The sequence below is a fragment of the Sphingobium sp. SA916 genome (assembly GCF_002894065.1).
Classification (GTDB): domain Bacteria; phylum Pseudomonadota; class Alphaproteobacteria; order Sphingomonadales; family Sphingomonadaceae; genus Sphingobium; species Sphingobium fuliginis.
Map to the genome: position 1 here is coordinate 83,459 of NZ_LXYF01000001.1, position 17,994 is coordinate 101,452.

The following is a 17,994-nucleotide window of genomic DNA, read 5'->3' on the forward strand; positions in this document are numbered from 1 at the left end:
TCATCGGTCTATCGCGTTCTTGATCCCCTTGCCAGCCATCAGGCCAAGGACGAGGAAGATGACGAACAGTGCGATCGCCAGCACGAACAGGAACTTCGCGATACCCACGAAGGCGCCCGCCGCGCCGCCGAAGCCCAATATGGCGAGCACGGCGGCGATCACGAGCGAAATAATGGCCAGACGGATCATGCGACACTCCTTCCGGTGAAAGACCTGCTCCTTCCAACGGATGGCGGGACCGCCGGTTCCTGACCGCGGTCAGGCGATCAGAACCAGAAGCGCACGCCCATCACCAGGCTCGTCGTTGCAGCCCGCTCTCCATCCAGCCGGGTGAAGCGGGCGGTGTCGCCCAGCTTGCGTTCCCAGTTGACCCCGACATAGGGCGCGAATTCACGCGCGAATTCATAGCGCAGGCGCAATCCCAACTCGATGTCGGAAAGACCCGAACCGATGCCCAGTTCGGGCACGTCCTGCGCCGCGAGGTTGATCTCCACCGCCGGTTGCAGGATCAGGCGCTGGGTAATGCGCTGGTCGTAGCTGCCCTCCAGCCGCAGATGCGCGTCACCCTTGTCGGACAGAAAGGCCTGCGCGCCGACCTCGAACCAATAGGGGGCGAGACCCTCTATCCCCACCACCGCATAGGTCCGCTGCGGATCGGGGCGAATGTCGTGGCGGACGCCGGCTTCCAGGTTGAACCAGGGATCGATGGCGCGGCTGTAAAGCGCCTGCACCTCCGCGCTTTCCAGCGGGCCGCCGAATTCGCCCTCTCCTTCGGTCTTGAAGGCGAAACGGTCGATGTCGCCGCCTATCCAGCCCTCCCCTTCCCAATGATAGCCGTCGGCGCCCCTGCCCATGCGATATTCGAGCCGGTCGAGCATCAGCCGGGAGAAGGTCATGCCGCCGCTTTCCTTGAGCATGGCGGCACGGGCGCGCGCCATTTCGGCGGGGTTGTAAAAAGCTTCCGAGGCATGATCGGACGGCATGGGAGGGGCCACCCCTTCGGGCGCGCCGCCATCGGGCGCGGGCTGGCCGTGACCGGCATGGGCGTCCCCGGCAGGCGGCTGATGGGCGGAATGATCCTCCTGCTGCATGGCGCCGTGGTCCATCCCGCCATGATCCTGCGCCCAGGCCGGCAAGGCGGCGGAAGCGAGCAGCAGCGCGGCCAGGCAAACCGGCGCCTTCATGCCGCGTCCCCCGCGTGCCGCACGGTCACGACGCGCATCATCCCCGTGTGCATGTGCATCAGCATATGGCAGTGAAAGGCCCAATCGCCCAGCGCGTCGGCGGTAAGGTCGAAACTCACCTTTCCCCCCGGCAGCACGTTCACCGTGTGCTTGAGCGGATTATGGTCGCCCGCACCGGTCACCAGTTCGAAGAAATGGCCATGAAGATGGATCGGGTGCGGCATCATCGTGTCGTTGATCAGGTTGACGCGCACCCGCTCCCCATGGCGGAAGGGAATGGGGTCCGCCCCATCCGACAGCTTCACCCCGTCGAAGGACCACATATAGCGCTCCATGTTCGCGGTGAGGTGGATGTCGAGCGTCCGGGTCGGCGGACGCCTGTCCGCATGGGGCGTCAGCGATTTGAGATCGGCATAGGTCAGCACGCGATGGTCGACGGTCTCCAGCCCCGTCGGGCGGTCGGCGGTCCTGTCGGCCGGCATGGGCGAGAGCGTCGCGACGCCCGATCCCATCTTCACCTGCGGCGCCACCGACCTGTCGCGCATCTTCATCGAATGGCCGGCCATGCCTTCATTGGCGGGCTGGCTGAGATCGATGACTCCGCCCTGCCCCATGTCCATTCCAGACATGTCCATGCCCATGTCCTTCATGCCCAGCAGCGGTCGGTCGCGCAGCGGCGGCACCTCCGCCGCAAGGCCCATGCGCGGCGCCAGGGTCGCCCGAACGAGGCCCGATCGGTCTATCGCTTCCGCGATCAGGGCGTAGGGCTTCGCTTCCCCGGGCTGCACCACCACATCATAGGTTTCCGCGATGCCGATCTGGAACTCGTCGGTCTCGACCGGCTGCACATGCTGGCCGTCGCACTGCACCACGGTCATCGGCAGGCCCGGCAGCCGCAGGTTGAAGTTGGTCATGGCCGCCGCATTGATGATGCGCAGCCGCACCCGCTCGCCCGGCGTGAAGAGGCCAGTCCAGTTCTCCGCCGTGCCATGGCCGTTCACCAGAAAGCTGTAGGTCGATCCGGTGATGTCGGATATGTCGGTCGGGTCCATCCGCATGGCGCCCCATTCCATGCGCTCCTTCGCGTTCTGGTCCTTCCCGGCCAGCAGCCCCGCCAAGGTCTGCTTCTGCATGTTGAAATAGCCGCCCATCTGTTTGAGGCGCTTCAGCAGGACGTGCGGGTGGACCGGGCTCCAGTCGGACAGGATGACGACATGCTCTCGCGTGGCGTCCACCGGATCGGCGCCCGCCGGATCGATCACGATCGGCCCATAATGGCCGACGGCCTCCTGCATGCCGGAATGGCTGTGATACCAGTAGGTGCCGGACTGCCGGATGGGGAATTCATAGGTGAAGGTCTCGCCGGGGCGGATGCCGGGAAAGCTGACCCCCGGCACCCCGTCCATCTGGAAGGGCACGATCAGGCCGTGCCAGTGGATCGACGTATCCTCCCGCAGCCGGTTGGTGACGGACAGGCGGACATTCTGCCCTTCCTTGAGGCGGATGAGCGGCGCGGGCAGCGTGCCGTTGATCATCACCGCGTGCGCCGAACGCCCGCCGGTCGAAAAATGCCCCTCCGCCACGGTCAGGGCGATGGCCTCGCCGCTCAGCACTTCCGGGGCTGGAGCCGGGGCCGGGGTCAGGCCGGCCGTTCCGCTCCGCGCCCAGGCGGGGAAAACCCGGCTCAGCGCCAGCGCGCCGCCCAGACCGCCAAGATTGCGGACGAGGGTGCGGCGATCGACATCGGGAAGGATGAAGGGCATGGACAGCTCTGCAAAAGGACGGTTTTCCCCTATACGCGGCCCGTCGCCCCATCCCTCAATCCTTCGGCCAATTTGTTGCGCGCCCTGTAGAGGCGTGTTTCGACGGCTTTCTCGCTGATGCCCAATATCTGCGCCGCCTCCGCCTGGCTCATTCCCTCGATGGCGCGCAGAACCAGCACGTCCTTGAGATTGCCGGGCAATGCGGCGATGGCTGCATGGATATGCGCCAGCTCCGCCCGGGACTGGACAGCCTCCTCCGGCGTCGGCATGCCGTCCGCCACGGCGCCTGCTTCCTCGATCGGCCGGGCGAAGGTGAAGAAGCGCCGCACCGCCCGCCGCCGCGCCCAGTCACGGCATTTATTCACCGCGATCCGCGCGATCCACAGCCGGAAGGGCCGCGCGCCATCATAGCGGCCAAGCGCGGCGAAGGCGGAGATGAACGTCTCCTGCGTGATGTCGAGCGCCTCCGTCGCATCGCCCGCATGTCCCCGCGCCAGACGGAACACGGCGTCGCGATGGCGGCGCATCAGCTCGCCATAGGCGCTCTGCTGCCCGGCGAGCGCCAGCGCGGCCAGCTCCGCATCGCCGCGTTCGGTGAGCGACGGGCTCACCGCTCCGGCGGGACGGGGGCTGGCCGGGTCAGCGCCTTGACGATGGCGGCGTCGAACTGCGCCGCCTGATCCGGCCGCAGCACGGCGCGCATCGCGAAGATATGCTTCAGCGTCTCCTTCTGAAGCATGCCCATGACGTGATGCGACCGGTCGACGGCCTCGGCCACTTTCGGGCCATAGCCATGCTCCGCCGCGATCGCCTGCGCCAGTCGCGCATTGTCGGCGCGCATCTCCGCCTCCATGGCCTCGCGCCGCCTCGCGAAATCGGCCTCCAGCGCGTGAATGCGCCGTTCCTGCGCCGCATCCAGTTCCAGCTTCTGGTGGATCAGGGCATGAACCTCGCTTTCGACGCGCGGTTCCGGCGCGATCCAGGCCCGCGCCACCAGCACCGCCGCCAGCGCCGCTGCAAAGGCGACCAGCGCGACCAGCCCATAGCGTGCGGTTCCCCTCATGCCCTTGCCACCCGCATGACTCACTGCCCCAGCAGGCGGGAGGGTGCGTAATCCGACATGCCGATGATGGCGGGCCGGGACGCCGCCTGCGCCGGGCTGCCGGGCACCACGCTGCCGATCCACCCGATGCCCACCGCGACGATCCCCGCCAGCGCGAGGCTGCGCCGCGCCACGGCCCGTTCGCGGCGTGAGACGACGCCTGCCATCACGGCGTCCTCCAGCCTTTCCAGACGCGGATCGGCGGGGGCGTTCCGCATCTGGGCGGCCACCTGGCCCAATAGCTGATCGAGGTCGCTCATCACTTTCACTCCACATAGTGGCTTCAAGCCGGCGGGCATCATCCGCCACGCCGAAATCACCACAAACACCATGTCCTGTCGCCTGCAATACGCAGGGCGCTTACCAACCCCTCATGCAAAAATTCCTGCGCTCCGGTAGAGGGGTCGGAAAGCGCAATGCGTAATGGTCCGTAACCGCAATCGATCGGGAGCCTATCATCATGCGTCGCAACCTGTTCATCCCCGCCATGCTGGCCGCCGCCTTCGGCCTTGCCGCCCTCCCCTCCGCAGCGCTGGCGCATCCGAAGCTGCTTTCCTCCAGCCCGGCGGCGGACGCCACCGTCTCCAAACCCACCCGGCTGACGCTCAGCTTTTCCGAAAAGCTGCTCGCGCCCTTGAGCGGCGTGGACCTCACCATGACCGGCATGCCGGGCATGGCCGATCATGCGCCGATGCCGATCAAGGGCTTCAAGACAGCGGTCGACGGGGACGGGAAAACCATGATCGTCACCCTGCCCCGGGCGCTGCCGGCCGGCAGCTACGACCTCAACTGGCACATCGTCGGCGCCGACCAGCACAAGATCGCGGGCAAATACAGCTTCTCGGTCAAATAAGGTCGATGGACTGGCTTCTCGTCACTGCCCGTTTCGCCCTGTACGCCGATCTTGCAGCGCTCGCCGGCCTGCCGCTGTTCTGGTGGAGCATGGGCGGAAGCACGCGGCGCGGGGCGATCTGCGCGCTGGCGGTGGCCGGGCTTGCGCTCTCCGCCCTGTGGCTGCTCGCCAGCGCGGCAGTCATGGCGGGAACCCCGTTCCTGCCCCCCGACTGGGGCGTCGTCGGGATATTGCTCAAGGAAACGCCGCTTGGCATGGTGCTGGCGGTCCGGGCCGTCGCGCTGCTGTCGATCCTGCCGCTGCTGCTCCGGCAGGGCGCCGGATGGAACGCCGCCCTGGCCCTGCCCGCCGCCATCGCCGCCGCGACCCTGGCCTGGTCGGGCCATGCCGCCGCCAGCGAAGGCCTTGCCGGCAGCGCCCACCGCATCGCGGACGCGCTGCATGTGCTGGCCGCCGCCGGATGGTTCGGTGCGCTGCTGGCCTTGCTGCATGCCGTGCTTTCGGGAAGGGAGACCGGACGAACCGCCCATATGCTGGAGCGTTTCTCCCTGTTCGGCACGATCTTCGTCGCGACGCTGATCCTGACCGGCGCATTCAACGCAGTGATGATCGTCGGTATAGCCCAACTGCCCGCGCTTCTGCATGGCCTTTATGGCTGGCTGCTTCTCACCAAGCTGGCGCTGTTCGCCGGCATGCTGCTGCTCGCCGCCGCCAATCGCTGGTGGTTGACGCCGATGCTGGAGAGGAACGGAGGCGTTGCCCATCTGCGCCTGTCGCTGCTGGCGGAAACCAGCCTGGCGGTCCTCATCCTGGGACTGGTCGCGGCGCTTGGGACCCTGGATCCACTGGCTTGAAATGTGGGTGATGAGGGGAGGATTGGGATTGGCGATTTCAAGACCTTCCTTTTCCTTGAGGGAGAAGAATGGAAGCCTTGGCGACGAAGGTGCCTGGGCTGATTTAGAGGGGGGAAGCGGGCCTGCGGTCCCCGCGATCCGTTGGATCGCACCCCCCTCACCCAGCTGCGACTAAGGCAGCAAGCTGCCGAGTCTGCGCAGCCCTCTCCCTCAAGGAAGAGGGATAAGTGGGCGTCAGATTACCACCCATCTCCCCATCGCACCGGCGATTGCTTCAGACCCAACCTTCCAGCACCTGATTGGGCGGCCGGTGGCCGTCGACCCAACTGCGGATATTGGCGATCACCCGTGCCCCGGTGGCGTCGCGCCCTTCGATTGTCGCGGACCCCATATGCGGCAGCAGCACCACATTGGAGAGGTCCAGCAACCGCGCGTCGACCGCCGGTTCATGCGTATAGACGTCCAGCCCCGCCCCTGCGATCCGTCCTTCCGCAAGCGCCCCGATCAAGGCCGGTTCATCCGTGATCTCGGCTCGCGATGTGTTGATCAGATAGGCGTCGGACCGCATCAGCGCGATCCGCCGGGCGTCGATCATCCCGCGGCTGTCGGCGTTGAGCGGGCAGTGGATCGACACGATGTCGCTGCCCGCCAGCAGCGACTCCAGATCGCCATGCCAGTGCGCCTGCAATTCCTGCTCCACTTCGAAGGGAAGGCGGTGGCGGTTGTGATAGGCGATGGAAAGGCCGAAGGCCGCCGCGCGGCGCGCGACCGCACGGCCGATGCGGCCCATGCCGATGATGCCCAGCTTCTTGCCGCCGATGCGGTGCCCCAGCATGCCCGACGGACTCCAGCCGGTCCACGCGCCAGAGCGCACCAGCTTCTCCCCCTCCGCCAGGCGGCGCGGCACCGACAGGATCAACGCCATCGTCATGTCGGCGGTGTCTTCGGTCAGCACGCCGGGCGTGTTGGTGACGATGATCCCCTTCTGCCGCGCGGCATTGAGGTCGATATGGTCGACGCCGCTGCCGAAGCTGGCGATGAGTTGCAGCCTCTCCGGCGCGGCCTCGATCAGCGCGGCGTCGATCTGGTCGGTGACGGACGGCACCAGCACGTCGCATTGGGCCATGGCGCGGGTCAGCGCGGCGCGATCCATCGGCACGTCACCGATGTTGAAGACCGTATCGAACAGATCGGCCATGCGCGCCTCGACATTGGGAGGCAGGCGGCGCGTAACGATGACGCGCGGCGTGGCGGGGCGCGGTTTCTTGGCCATGTCTGGCCGCTATTCCCCGTGAGGACGATGGTCAAGCGCTTATCCATATCCGCAAGAGAGCGGTTGTCGGTCATGGCCGCGAGCGGCTATGGTCCGGCAGTCAGGCAATGGGGACGATATGGGCATGAAGGGCTATCTGGGCGCGGGCATGGTCGCGGCGCTGTGCTGGGCGGGCGGGGCATGGGCCGCGCCTGCGAAGCCGGTGCCCTATTGGGCGTCGCTGACCCAGGCCGAGGCGCGCATGCGCGTGGGCCCCAGCCTGGATTACCCGTCCAACTGGGTCTATCGCCGCCGCGACCTGCCGGTGAAGGTGGTGCAGGTGCTGGGCCTGTGGCGCAAGGTGGAGGATTCGACCGGCACGCAGGGGTGGATGCATGTCCGCCTGCTGAGCGACACCCCCACCGCCATCGTCACGGCGGACATCGCTCCGATGCGAGATTCCCCCAGCGAGGACGCCCGCGCCCTGTTCCGCGCGCAGAAGGGCGTGGTGGGGCGGCTTTCCTCCTGCGGCAAGGGCTGGTGCGCCTTCGACGTAGGGGGGCAGAAGGGCTTCATCCGCGCCAGCGACATATGGGGCGCGACGGGGTAGCGCCGCTCACTCGCCCTCTTCGTCGAACCGGTCGGCGTGCATCAGCCGCTTCACCAGCGGCGCCAGCGCCATGACGACCAGCCCCGCGCCGACCGACCACCAGCCGATCCTGCCATAGACCGCCAGCACATCGCCGCGGGAGGCCGCGCCGCCCTCTCCGCCCGTCGCCGCCGCAATCAGCCCGGCGGCATATTCGCCCAGCGCCATGGCCAGGAACCAGATGCCCATCATCAGGCCGATCATCCGCGACGGCGCCAGTTTCGACATGGCGGACAGGCCGACAGGGGACAGGCAGAGTTCGCCCAGCGTGTGGCAAAGATAGAGCAGGAAGATGAACAGCACCGGCGTCAGCGTACCGGGCGCGCCGGTTCCCGCCACCAGGATCAGGAAGCCCGCGCCCACCAGCGCCAGCGCAATGCCGAACTTGGCAGGAGTGGAGGGTTCCCACCCCCGCTTCGCCAGCCAGATCCACAAGCCCGCCATCACCGGTCCGAACATCAATATATAGGCGGCGTTGACGGACTGGAACATCGAGGCAGGCACGTTGAAGCCCCAGATGTTCCGGTCCGTATAGCGATCCGTGAACAGGCTGAGCGACGATCCCGTCTGTTCGTACAGGCCCCAGAAGAGCGGGTTGATGACCAGCAGGAACAGCGCCGCCAGCATCCGGTCGCGGCCGATCCGCTCCATCTGGCCGAACGCTTCCCAGAGGATGTACAGCACGACGGCGACGCTTGCCGCCGCCAGCATCCAGCCGACGATCACATGATTCTGGATCAGGAACCAGCACAGCGCGATGAACGCCAGGCTGGAGAGATAGACCAGCCATTCGCGGCTGAGGATGCCGCCGACACGCTGCCTGAGGCGTTCGGGATCGCGCGGCTCGCCCTTGCCCTGGAGCAGCGGCCTGCACAGCATGAAGCCGATCACGCCCGCGATCATGCCGACCGACGCCGCGCCGAAGCCCCAGTGCCAGCCCCATGTCTGGCCCAGATAGCCGCAGATGACCGGGCCTATTGTCGCACCCAGGTTGATGCCCATGTAGAAGATCGTATAGGCCGGGTCGCGTCGCATGTCGTCGCGCGGATAGAGCTGCCCCACCAGTGCCGAAACGCTGGATTTGAGGAAGCCCGTACCCGTGATCACCGTCGCCAGGCCGAGCCAGAACAGGCCAAGGCCCATGGCCCCCGCATCGTCGCTTTCCATGCCCAGGATGATGTGCCCGGCGGCGATGACGACACCGCCGAACAGCACGGCCTTGCGCTGGCCGAGATAGCGGTCCGCCAGATAACCGCCCATCAGCGGCGAGATGTAGATCAGCGACATATAGGCGCCATAGGCGTAGCTGGCGTCGCGATCGGAAAAGAGGAAATGCTGCGTCAGGTAGAAGATCAGCAGCGCACGCATGCCGTAGAAGGAGAAGCGTTCCCACATCTCCACGAAGAACAGCAGGAACAGCCCACGCGGATGGCCGAGCCAGGTCCTGCCCGCTCCTGCCCCGGCGGGCGTTGAAATGGAGGTCGCCATCCGGCCCCTTATCCTATCTTGTTGCGGGCCCTGCGAAACGCATCCCTTGTCGCCGCCAGCCTAGAACCGAAATTATTCGTCTGTCAAAGAGCGGCCCTGCCCTTGCGTCCTGTCCGCCGCCGGGCCATCTGGACGGCCATGTTCAACGACCGCAGTTCTCCGCTCTCGCTTCTCCAGACCCGCCGATCGGGCAAGCCCCGCGACCTGATCGCGCCGGGACCGGACGAAGGCCAGCTCCGCACGATATTGGAGGTGGCGCAGCGCACGCCCGATCATGGCAAGCTGGCGCCCTGGCGCTTCGTGATCGTGCCGCTGGAGAAGCGGGACGCTCTCGCGGCATTGCTCGAGACGGCGTATCGCGCCGAAAAGCCCGATGCCGGGCGGCTGGAGATGGAGTCAATGCGCCAGTTCGCGCATCAGGCGCCCACGCTGGTCGTCGCGCTGTCCGCGCCGGTAGAGGGTAGCAAGATCCCTGTGTGGGAACAGGAACTGTCGGCGGGCGCGGCGATCATGAATCTGCTCCATGCAGCGCATGCGCTGGGCTTTGCGGCGGGCTGGCTGACGGGCTGGCCCAGCTATAATGAGGATGTGCGCGCGGCCTTTGCGAAAGCCGGGGAACGGATCGCGGGCTTCATCTTCATCGGCACTGCGGGACGGGAACAGGAAGAGCGTCCTCGGCCAGAATATGACAATATAGTTTCTGTCTGGGACAGATAGTTACATGCTCAACCGGATATGGCGCAAGGGCGTCGCTTGACCTGCCACGCTGTATTATGGCACTGATGCACCATGGCCGACGACTCAAAACCCGTCTATCTCCGCCTTCGGGAGATCATCGCCGCTTCTATTCTGGACGGGGAATTTCGCGACGGGGACATGCTGCCTTCCGTGCGTGCCCTGGCCGCGCAGCAGGGCGCCAATCCGCTGACGGTAGCGAAGGCCTATCAATGCTTTCAGGACGATGGACTGATCGTGGTGAAGCGCGGCGTCGGCATGTTCGTCGCCGACGGCGCGACGCGGCGATTGCGGGAAATGGAACGGGCGCGCTTCATGGAGACCGTATGGCCGCCTGTGGCGGAGCAGATCAGGAGGCTGGGAATCAGCGCGGCGGATCTGGATTTGCAACGAGCCTAGGATCGCGCTGCGTTTTTCCATGAGTGCAGTGGGTGCGGGTGACGTGATAAGTTCGTGAGCCGCCGGGCTGGCTGATTTGGGTGGTTTCCTGCCATTCCCCCTCCCGCAGGCGTGAGGGGGCTAGGGGGTGGGCTAGCGCGACATCAGCGGGAATTTGCAACGGCTAAGCTGGAAGCTCGCTGCGCTCGCACCCACCCCTAACCCCTCCCGCCTGCGGGAGGGGAATGTCTTAGATTGGCCATTTCCCCGCACTCCAATGGACGCGGCGCGCTTTGGTACAATCGGGGCCTTCAATTCTGCATCCGATATTGCTTCAGTAGATCGTAGAGCGTCGGCCGGCTGATCCCCAGCATCTTCGCCGCGCCGGAGATATTCCCGTCCGTCCGCGCAATCGCCCGGCGGATCGCGCGGCGGTCGGCCATTTCCCGCGCCGCCTTCAGGTTCACCACATCACCGCCTTCGGCGCGATCCCCGTCCAGATCGAGATCGGCCGCGGTCACATGCTTGCCGTCGGCCATGATGACGGCGCGCTTCATGCGGTTTTCCAGCTCTCGCACATTACCCGGCCAGCCCCAGGCGTCGAGCGCCGCCAGCGCATCGGGCGCGAGCCCCTTGACCTGCGGATTCATCTCCTTGGCGAAGCGGTGGAGGAAATGCCGCGCCAGCAGCGCCGGATCGCCCGGCCGCTCCCGGAGAGCGGGAATGCGCACGACGATCTCCGCCAGGCGATAATAGAGGTCCTCCCGGAAAGTACCCGCCGCGATCATGGCTTCCAGATCCTGATGCGTGGCGCAGACGATCCGCGTGTCGACCGATATGGGCTGGCGTCCGCCGATCCGTTCGATCACCCGCTCCTGCAGGAAGCGCAGCAGCTTCACCTGCAAGGCCAGCGGTATGTCGCCCACTTCGTCCAGGAAGAGCGTGCCGCCCTGCGCCTGCTCGATCTTGCCGGGCGTGGTCTTGATCGCCCCGGTGAAGGCGCCCTTCTCATGGCCGAACAGTTCGGCCTCCAGCAATGTTTCGGGAATCGCCGCGCAGTTGATCGCGACGAAGGCCCCGTCCCGGCGCGGGCTGGCATCGTGCAGGCCCTGCGCCAGCAATTCCTTGCCGGTGCCGCTTGCGCCCAGCAGCAGGACGGAAACGTCCGCGGCCGCCACCCGTTCTATGGTGCGGGCGACCTTCATCATTTCCGGCGCGGCGGTGATCAGCCGGCCCAGCACGCGCCCGCCCTCCGGCGCGGTTTCGGCCAGCCGGGCATTTTCCCGCTCCAGCGCATGGACGTGGAAGGCGCGGCGGACGATCAGCCCCAGCTCATCGATGTCGACCGGCTTCTGGTAGAAATCATAGGCGCCGCCGGAAATGGCCTGGAGCGCGCTTTCCCGCGCCCCATGGCCGGACGCGACGATGACCTTCGTGTCCGGCTTGATCCGCAGCATTTCCGCCAGCGTCGCGAACCCTTCGCTGGTGCCGTCGGGATCGGGCGGCAGGCCCAGGTCCAGCGTCACCACATCGGGCGCCTGCTCGCGCAGCATCTCTATCGCTTCCTCCCGGTCGCCCGCGATGAAGAGCTGATATTCCTCATAGGCCCAGCGCAATTGCCGTTGCAGGCCCGGATCGTCCTCGACGATCAGCAGTTTCGGTCGCATGTCGCTCATCAGGCGGCCTTCCCCCTAAGATCCTGTTGCGCCAAAGGCAGGCGCAGCGTGAACCGGCTCCCCACGCCGGGCTTGCTTTCCACATCGATCCGCCCGCCCATCGCCTGGGCCAGGGCCCGCGCCTCGAACGCACCGATGCCAAAGCCCCCCGCCTTGCTGGAGGAGAAGGGCTTGAACAATTCGCGGCGGATGAATTCCGCGGTCATCCCCCGGCCCTGATCGACGACATCCAGCAGGGCGCAGCCACCATCGGCGGACAAGCGCAATTCCACGGGGCTGTCCGGCCGGCTGGCGTCGATGGCGTTCTGGAGCAGGTGGGTGACGATCTGCTCGACCCTGGCGGGATCGGCCAGCACGGGCGGCGCGTCGCCGGTCACGCCTATTTCGTGCTGGCGCGAGCGGGTGCGCGCGACCTGCTCCGCCACTTCGCGCAGCGCCATGGGCCGGGGTTCCTCCGCCCGGCCCTTGTTATGCTGCGACAGGCGGGCGAGCATGTCGTTCATCTTGCCCACCGATTCCTTCAGCGTCAGCACCATGTCGGTGCGGAAATCCGGATTGTCGGCGTGCCGCTCCGCATTGCGGGCGAGCAGCGAAAGCTGGCTCACCAGATTCTTGACGTCATGGATGATGAAGGCGAAGCGGCGGTTGAACTCCTCGAAACGCTGGGCGTCGTCCAGCGCCTGCTGGCCCTGCGCCTCGCTCAGATAGCTGGCCGCCTGCCGTCCGGCGGCGCGCAGCATGTCGAAATCCTCCCAGTCGAGCCGGCGGTCGATCGGCGGGCGGGCAAGCAGGATCGCGCCGATCAGCCGGCCGAAATGGATCAGCGGCACCAGCGCCCAGGCGCGGCGGTCCAGGCTCATCCAGCCCGGCGCACTGATTTCCCCGGCCCCGGAAGGCGGGCGGTCGATGTCGATGATCCAGCCGCTCTGTTCGATGAGGGCGGCGAGCGGGGCGGGCACGACCGATCCGTCCGGCCTGTCCCCCTGCCAGTTCCAGTGCGTTTCGAACGCCAGCGCGCCGTCGTCCGCACGCAGCATCAGCAGGGCGGCGGGAGAATCGGTGATGTCGGCCACCGCCTTCGCCACGCGCTCCCCCAAAGGCAGGGCATTGTCGCCGGGGCGGCCTATGGTGTCGCCGAAGCGCATCCATTCGGTGCGATAGTCATAGCGGTGCTGGAAGAAATGCTTGGCCACCTGCACCTTCCAGAGGGCGCGGAGCCGGCGGGAAGGCAGCAGCACGAGCGCGCTTACCGCCAGGAAGAAGACGCAGCCGATCTCGACAGCGCGGGCATAGGGCCCGGCGACCAGTTCCACCAGCACCGCCGCCGCCGCCAGCACCGCGATGTAGAGCGCAATGGCCGCGAGGGAGAGCGACTGGAATGTCAGGGCGCGGGACAGTTGCAGCCGTCCGGCCATGTCGGCGCGCATTCCCGCCGCGATCACCGGGGCCAGCAGCGCCATCATCGGCCCGCGCAGCGCGTAGAGATCGCTTGCCCGGTCGATGGCGAAAGTGGCGATGGCATAGAGATTGAGGTCATATGTCCACATCGCCGCCAGCGCCCCCAGCAGCAGCGCCACCCGCTCCCGCTCCCGCACCGGCCAACTGATATAGAGATGATGGACCAGCATCAGGCTGCCGATGGCGGTCATCAGGTGCAGCACCAGCGAGGCGTGAAGAAGCGCGCGGTGCAGGTCGCTAGGCTCCGGCAATTGCCGCCAGATGAGGTCGGTGAAGGTCTGAAGCAGGATGATTCCCGCCACGGCGGCATAGACCGATCCGATCGCCAGCAGGGATTCTCCCCGCACCGCGCCGTTCCGCCGCAGCATCGCGAACAGCAGCAGCAGCCAGGCCGCGTTTCGGATATTTTCTCCGATGCCGGTCAGCGGCTTGCCCACCCCGCCGAAGGAGACATAGAGCGACCAGCAGGCGGTCAGCAGCAGCGCGGCGGCCAGCAGGCGCTGTTCGGCGGCTTCTTCCCGGCGGCGCAGGACGAAAATGCCGAGCGCCGCGAACAGCACGGCGGCCAGCGCATGGCCCCAGTCCCCGACGAATTGCAGCAGGCCGCTCACCGCGCCCCCTCCGGCCAGAGGATGACGCGCAGCGTCTGGATGAGGATCAGCAGATCGAGGAAAGGCGTGTAGTTCTTGGCGTAGTAAAGATCATATTCCAGCTTGTTCCGGGCATCCTCTATCGACGCGCCATAGGGATAGTTGATCTGCGCCCAGCCGGTGATGCCGGGCTTCACCATATGCCGCTCCGCATAATAGCGCAGATGCTGTTCCAGATCCTCGACGAACTGGCGGCGTTCGGGGCGCGGGCCGACGAAGCTCATCTCGCCCTTCAGCACCGTCCATGTCTGCGGCAGTTCGTCGATGCGCAGCTTGCGCAGCCAATAGCCGAGACGGGTGATGCGCGGATCGTCCTTTTCCGCCCAGACCGCCTGGCCGGACAGTTCCGCGTCCTGTCGCATGGTGCGCAGCTTCACGATCCAGAATTCCTCGCCGTAAAGGCCGACGCGCTGCTGGCGGTAGAAGGCGGGCCCCTTGCTGTCGAGCTTCACCAACAGGGCGGCCAGCAGGATGATGGGGCCGGTCAGCAGCAGCAGGATCGAACTGGCGAGGACGTCGAACAGCCGCTTGGCGATGCTGGACAGGCGGCGGCCGGCGGAAAAGCCGTCGGAGAAGATCAGCCAGCTCGGATTGACGCTGTCCAGGTCGACGCGGCCGGTTTCCCGCTCCAGGAAGGTGGAGATTTCGTTCACATGGACGCCGGTGGTCTTGATGCGCAGCAGGTCGCTCAGCGGCAAGGCGTTGCGCCGTTCCTCCAGCGCCAGCACCACCTCGCTCGCGGCCAGGCGGACGACGAAATCGGCGAGATTGTAGATGGCGCTGCGGTTGATCGCCTCCGGGATCACCTGCGCGCCGTCATTCATCGCGATGTAGCCGACGACGAGGAAGCCAGATCCCTTGCGCTGCTCGATCTCCCGGATGCGGTCGGCGCGATTGCCCGCGCCCAGCACGACCAGCCGCCGCTTGAACGCTTCGCCGCCGAGCATCGATCCCAAAAGGACGCGGATCGCCAGCAGCAGGGCAATGGCGAGCCCCATGGCGTAAAGCGAATTGGACCGCCAGAGCGTGATGTCCGGCAGCAGGAAATGCATGACCGACAGGAACAGCACGCCCAGCGATATGGCGACCAGCAGCCGCGCCAGCGCGTAGCGGATGGATTGCAGCGCCTCCGGCCCATAGACGCCGACCGCGATCATCGCTGTCTGGATGGCCAGGCCGAAGCTGAGCAGCGGCGCGATGCGGGTCGAAACATGATCGACCTCCATGCCGATCTGGCGGGCGCGCAGAATCCACCCGCCTTCAGCCGCCGCCATCAGCAGCATGAAGTCCAGAAGGCCGAGCAGCAGGACCGCATGCGGCACATAATGTTTGAACAATCTTATCATTCGTCGCGCGTTCCCGCTGCGCCCGGCGCGCAGGTGACAGCCGGATCAGCTTACAGGCGCTGTAAGGAAACCCGACACTGTCAGGGACAATGCACGACAATCACAAAGATTTTCTGAACGGGACCACCGGCCATGCCGGCGAAGCGGACCGGCAGGGGCGATCAATTCTGGTTGCGAAGCGCATCCGCGGCGTTCTTCGCCGCGTGGCCAACAACATGGGCGGCGCTGTCGACGGAACCGGCTGCCTTCATAAGGGCGTCGGCACGGCGGTCGTCGCGTTCCTTCGTCATGTAGAAAAAGCCGATCGCCAGCACCAGCGCCAGGGCGACCAGAAGGAATATGATCAGGCTTCCCCGCGACCGGCCCGGCAAGGAAGCCGGTTCGAAGGGTTCGTCCTTACGACCTTCGTCCATTCTCCTTCTCCCGATCCTCGCATACCGAGGCGGAGAGTATAGCACAGATCACTCCACGTCGGAGTCGGTATCTTCACCTGTTTCCCGGGATTCCCGGCCCCGGCTCAACCGGTCGACATCGTCCATGATCTCGTCCAGCACCGCGGCGTCGCTGCTTTCCTGGCTGCGGCGGGATGGCAGTTCGCCATTTTCCAATATCTGCTCCAGCGCGGCGCGGCCGCGGGCGACGCGGCTCTTGATGGTGCCCACGGCGACGCCGCAGATTTCGGCGGCTTCCTCATAGGCGAAGCCGCCGGCGCCGACCAGGATCAGCGCCTCTCGCTGGGGCTGCGGCAATTGCAGCAAGGCGCGCTGCATGTCGGACAGTTCGACATGCTTGTCCTGCCCGGCGGGCGCGGCAAGCAGGCGGTCGGCCGCCAGATCGTCCCAATCGCCCCGGAAGCGGGAACGGCGCATCTGCGACAGATAATGATTGCGCAGGATGATGAAGGTCCAGGCACGCATGTTGGTGCCCGCCTGGAAGCGGCTGCGCGCGGCCCAGGCCTTCAGCAGCGTTTCCTGCACCAGATCGTCCGCGACATCGCGATTGCCGGACAGGGACCGTCCGAAGGCGCGCAGATGGGGGATGACCGCCGCCAGTTCCCGCTTGAAATCGGTGTCTGAAAGCGTTTCGCGCTCAACATCCTGGCCCACGCCGTCGCTCATGGTAACAACCCCTTCACCGGCTGTCGCCCTCGCTGCATGAACGGAAGTCGTCAAAGCCATATGTGCGTCCGCATCCCAATCTTTTTCTTCTCAAGGACCAATTGCCGCAACCGCGTTCAATGGCCCCACAATATCACAATCATCACGATGATCGCGAGTGTCAGTGAAACGCCGAGCACGTAACGCACGATATGCGGCGTCGAGCCCGCCCTGGCTTCTTCCGTCGCAATATGCTGCTCCTGTTCGACCATGGGTCGCTCCCGATCGTTACGCATCAATAACGCGGGTCGCGGACCGGGGTTCCCCTTCTTTCCAGCCTAATTTCAGAAAGCCGCGCGCAACGTCAGGCCGGGGCGGTCGCTTCGTCGAAGAACAGCGCCTGAGAAATCGCGGCCTTGACAGTCGAACGCTGGAAAGGCTTGGTGATGAGGAAGGTCGGCTCCGGCCGTTCGCCCGTCAGCAGGCGTTCGGGGAAGGCGGTGATGAAGATCACCGGAACGGAGAATTCGGCGAGGATGTCCTTCACCGCATCGATGCCGCTCGAATCGTCGGCAAGCTGGATGTCCGCCAGCACCAGCCCGGGCCGTTCCGCCATGGCTTCGCGCACCGCATCCTCGCGCGTGACGGCGATGGCGGTGACTTCATGCCCCAGGTCGCGAACGATGGTCTCTATATCCATCGCGATGATCGGCTCATCCTCGATGATCAGCACCTTGGCGCGGGTCTGCGCCTCGATCTCGCTCAGCGCTTCCTTGACCAGCGCTTCCACATCGTCGCTGTCCAGGCCGATCAGATAGCCGACGTCATCGACGGTAAATCCCTCCAGCGCCGTCAGCAGCAGCGCCTGGCGCGGCAGCGGCGTCAGGCGGGCGAGTCGTGCCTGTGCGATCGCCTCCTGCCCGTCGGCGCCGGTCAGCACCGGCCCGTCTTCCAGATGGGACGAGGACCAGATCGCATGGAAAGTCTTGTAGAGGCCAAGGCGCGGATCGACATTCGACGGAAATTCGTCGGGCGCCGCCACGATCGCCTCCAGCGTGGCGCGCACATAGGCATCGCCATGCGCCTGGCTGCCCGTCAACGCACGCGCGTAGCGCCGCAGGAAAGGAAGGTGGGGGTGCAGTTGCTGACCAAGCGACATCTGTAAAAATTCTCCCAGCCCATCGGGCGCCTTGTCCTATGTTAAAGCCACGCCTTAACCAAAATGCCGAAACATTCGCCGGAATGGGAGGATGGATGGACGATGCCGATGTGGCAAGCCCCCTTACCCCCTTTCAGAATGGAAATGCTTCGGGCATGACCGCCCGCGTCGCCTTCCATTCTCGCCACCGACCTCGTGCGGCGGGCAAAAAATGCTTCGCCAAGGGAACCAACGACCAACGGATTTGTTTCACTGCCGTTCGGTTTTTTCGAAAATCTTTGGAATTTTGTGTTTTGATTTCCCTGACGCCGAATTGACGTCATAGGGGAAAGCCGCAAAAAGAGCAGGCT

General features: G+C 65.8%; 21 protein-coding genes. 6 read left to right on the top strand and 15 right to left on the bottom strand.

What is annotated here, in order from left to right; translation table 11 throughout:
• From A8G00_RS00420 to A8G00_RS00445, 6 genes are all read right to left on the bottom strand, one after another.
• Window positions 1-189 (bottom strand): DUF1328 domain-containing protein, encoded by a 189-nt coding sequence (locus A8G00_RS00420; protein WP_025551823.1) that lies wholly within the window; start codon window positions 187-189, stop codon window positions 1-3.
• A gap of 77 nt (window positions 190-266) precedes the next feature.
• Window positions 267-1,184 (bottom strand): copper resistance protein B, encoded by a 918-nt coding sequence (locus tag A8G00_RS00425; protein ID WP_102999682.1) that lies wholly within the window; start codon window positions 1,182-1,184, stop codon window positions 267-269.
• A complete protein-coding gene (locus A8G00_RS00430) occupies window positions 1,181-2,947 on the bottom strand; it encodes a copper resistance system multicopper oxidase (protein WP_102999683.1) in 1,767 nt (588 codons plus the stop codon). The genes A8G00_RS00425 and A8G00_RS00430 overlap by 4 nt, the downstream gene beginning before the upstream one ends.
• Window positions 2,948-2,976: 29 nt before the next feature.
• Entirely contained in the window at window positions 2,977-3,558 is a 582-nt protein-coding gene (locus A8G00_RS00435) for an RNA polymerase sigma factor (RefSeq protein WP_025551829.1), read from the bottom strand.
• Complete coding sequence (locus A8G00_RS00440; protein ID WP_025551831.1) at window positions 3,555-4,010, bottom strand: periplasmic heavy metal sensor; 456 nt, start codon at window positions 4,008-4,010, stop codon at window positions 3,555-3,557. The genes A8G00_RS00435 and A8G00_RS00440 overlap by 4 nt, the downstream gene beginning before the upstream one ends.
• Before the next feature lie 20 nt (window positions 4,011-4,030).
• Entirely contained in the window at window positions 4,031-4,309 is a 279-nt protein-coding gene (locus A8G00_RS00445) for a hypothetical protein (RefSeq protein WP_044663174.1), read from the bottom strand.
• 200 nt (window positions 4,310-4,509) lie between these two features.
• Between A8G00_RS00445 and copC the strand changes: the two genes are divergently transcribed.
• Both copC and copD read left to right on the top strand, forming a co-directional pair.
• Window positions 4,510-4,902: a copper homeostasis periplasmic binding protein CopC gene (gene copC / locus A8G00_RS00450; RefSeq protein WP_172451712.1), complete on the top strand. Its 393-nt coding sequence runs from the start codon at window positions 4,510-4,512 to the stop codon at window positions 4,900-4,902.
• A gap of 5 nt (window positions 4,903-4,907) precedes the next feature.
• The gene (gene copD, locus A8G00_RS00455; protein WP_102999684.1) at window positions 4,908-5,756 is read left to right on the top strand and encodes a copper homeostasis membrane protein CopD; all 849 of its coding nucleotides are present in this window, start codon (window positions 4,908-4,910) and stop codon (window positions 5,754-5,756) included.
• 274 nt (window positions 5,757-6,030) lie between these two features.
• On the opposite strand, the gene A8G00_RS00460 is transcribed toward copD, so the two are convergent.
• Window positions 6,031-7,029: a D-glycerate dehydrogenase gene (locus tag A8G00_RS00460; RefSeq protein ID WP_044662526.1), complete on the bottom strand. Its 999-nt coding sequence runs from the start codon at window positions 7,027-7,029 to the stop codon at window positions 6,031-6,033.
• A gap of 118 nt (window positions 7,030-7,147) precedes the next feature.
• On the opposite strand from A8G00_RS00460, the gene A8G00_RS00465 reads away from it, so the two are divergent.
• On the top strand, window positions 7,148-7,618 hold the full coding sequence (locus tag A8G00_RS00465; protein ID WP_061935501.1) for an SH3 domain-containing protein: 471 nt from the start codon (window positions 7,148-7,150) through the stop codon (window positions 7,616-7,618).
• Window positions 7,619-7,624: 6 nt separating this feature from the next.
• Here A8G00_RS00465 and A8G00_RS00470 read toward each other — a convergent pair whose 3' ends face one another.
• Complete coding sequence (locus tag A8G00_RS00470; RefSeq protein ID WP_102999685.1) at window positions 7,625-9,145, bottom strand: peptide MFS transporter; 1,521 nt, start codon at window positions 9,143-9,145, stop codon at window positions 7,625-7,627.
• 138 nt (window positions 9,146-9,283) lie between these two features.
• On the opposite strand from A8G00_RS00470, the gene A8G00_RS00475 reads away from it, so the two are divergent.
• Window positions 9,284-9,862 (top strand): nitroreductase, encoded by a 579-nt coding sequence (locus tag A8G00_RS00475; protein WP_102999803.1) that lies wholly within the window; start codon window positions 9,284-9,286, stop codon window positions 9,860-9,862.
• 72 nt (window positions 9,863-9,934) lie between these two features.
• Window positions 9,935-10,279: a GntR family transcriptional regulator gene (locus A8G00_RS00480; RefSeq protein WP_044662528.1), complete on the top strand. Its 345-nt coding sequence runs from the start codon at window positions 9,935-9,937 to the stop codon at window positions 10,277-10,279.
• A 290-nt stretch (window positions 10,280-10,569) separates the two neighbouring features.
• Here the strand turns inward: A8G00_RS00480 and prsR are convergent, their stop codons facing one another.
• The 7 genes from prsR to A8G00_RS00510 all read right to left on the bottom strand — a co-directional run bounded on the left by prsR (window position 10,570) and on the right by A8G00_RS00510 (window position 17,644).
• Window positions 10,570-11,934: a PEP-CTERM-box response regulator transcription factor gene (gene prsR, locus A8G00_RS00485; RefSeq protein ID WP_048575863.1), complete on the bottom strand. Its 1,365-nt coding sequence runs from the start codon at window positions 11,932-11,934 to the stop codon at window positions 10,570-10,572.
• A complete protein-coding gene (gene prsK / locus A8G00_RS00490) occupies window positions 11,934-14,003 on the bottom strand; it encodes an XrtA/PEP-CTERM system histidine kinase PrsK (protein ID WP_048575864.1) in 2,070 nt (689 codons plus the stop codon). The genes prsR and prsK overlap by 1 nt, the downstream gene beginning before the upstream one ends.
• Complete coding sequence (locus A8G00_RS00495) at window positions 14,000-15,388, bottom strand: TIGR03013 family XrtA/PEP-CTERM system glycosyltransferase (RefSeq protein WP_044662531.1); 1,389 nt, start codon at window positions 15,386-15,388, stop codon at window positions 14,000-14,002. Before A8G00_RS00495 ends, prsK begins: the two co-directional genes overlap by 4 nt.
• A gap of 161 nt (window positions 15,389-15,549) precedes the next feature.
• Window positions 15,550-15,801: a hypothetical protein gene (locus tag A8G00_RS00500; RefSeq protein ID WP_025549518.1), complete on the bottom strand. Its 252-nt coding sequence runs from the start codon at window positions 15,799-15,801 to the stop codon at window positions 15,550-15,552.
• A gap of 48 nt (window positions 15,802-15,849) precedes the next feature.
• Window positions 15,850-16,506 (bottom strand): sigma-70 family RNA polymerase sigma factor, encoded by a 657-nt coding sequence (locus A8G00_RS00505; protein WP_025549519.1) that lies wholly within the window; start codon window positions 16,504-16,506, stop codon window positions 15,850-15,852.
• 116 nt (window positions 16,507-16,622) lie between these two features.
• The gene (locus A8G00_RS25765) at window positions 16,623-16,757 is read right to left on the bottom strand and encodes a hypothetical protein (RefSeq protein ID WP_025549520.1); all 135 of its coding nucleotides are present in this window, start codon (window positions 16,755-16,757) and stop codon (window positions 16,623-16,625) included.
• A gap of 92 nt (window positions 16,758-16,849) precedes the next feature.
• Entirely contained in the window at window positions 16,850-17,644 is a 795-nt protein-coding gene (locus tag A8G00_RS00510; protein ID WP_025549521.1) for a response regulator, read from the bottom strand.
• A gap of 95 nt (window positions 17,645-17,739) precedes the next feature.
• Here A8G00_RS00510 and A8G00_RS24650 point away from each other — a divergent pair, with 95 nt between their 5' ends.
• Window positions 17,740-17,961 carry a hypothetical protein gene (locus A8G00_RS24650; RefSeq protein ID WP_130030177.1) on the top strand — a complete coding sequence of 74 codons (222 nt, stop codon included), beginning with the start codon at window positions 17,740-17,742 and terminating at the stop codon, window positions 17,959-17,961.
• Window positions 17,962-17,994 lie beyond the last annotated feature (33 nt).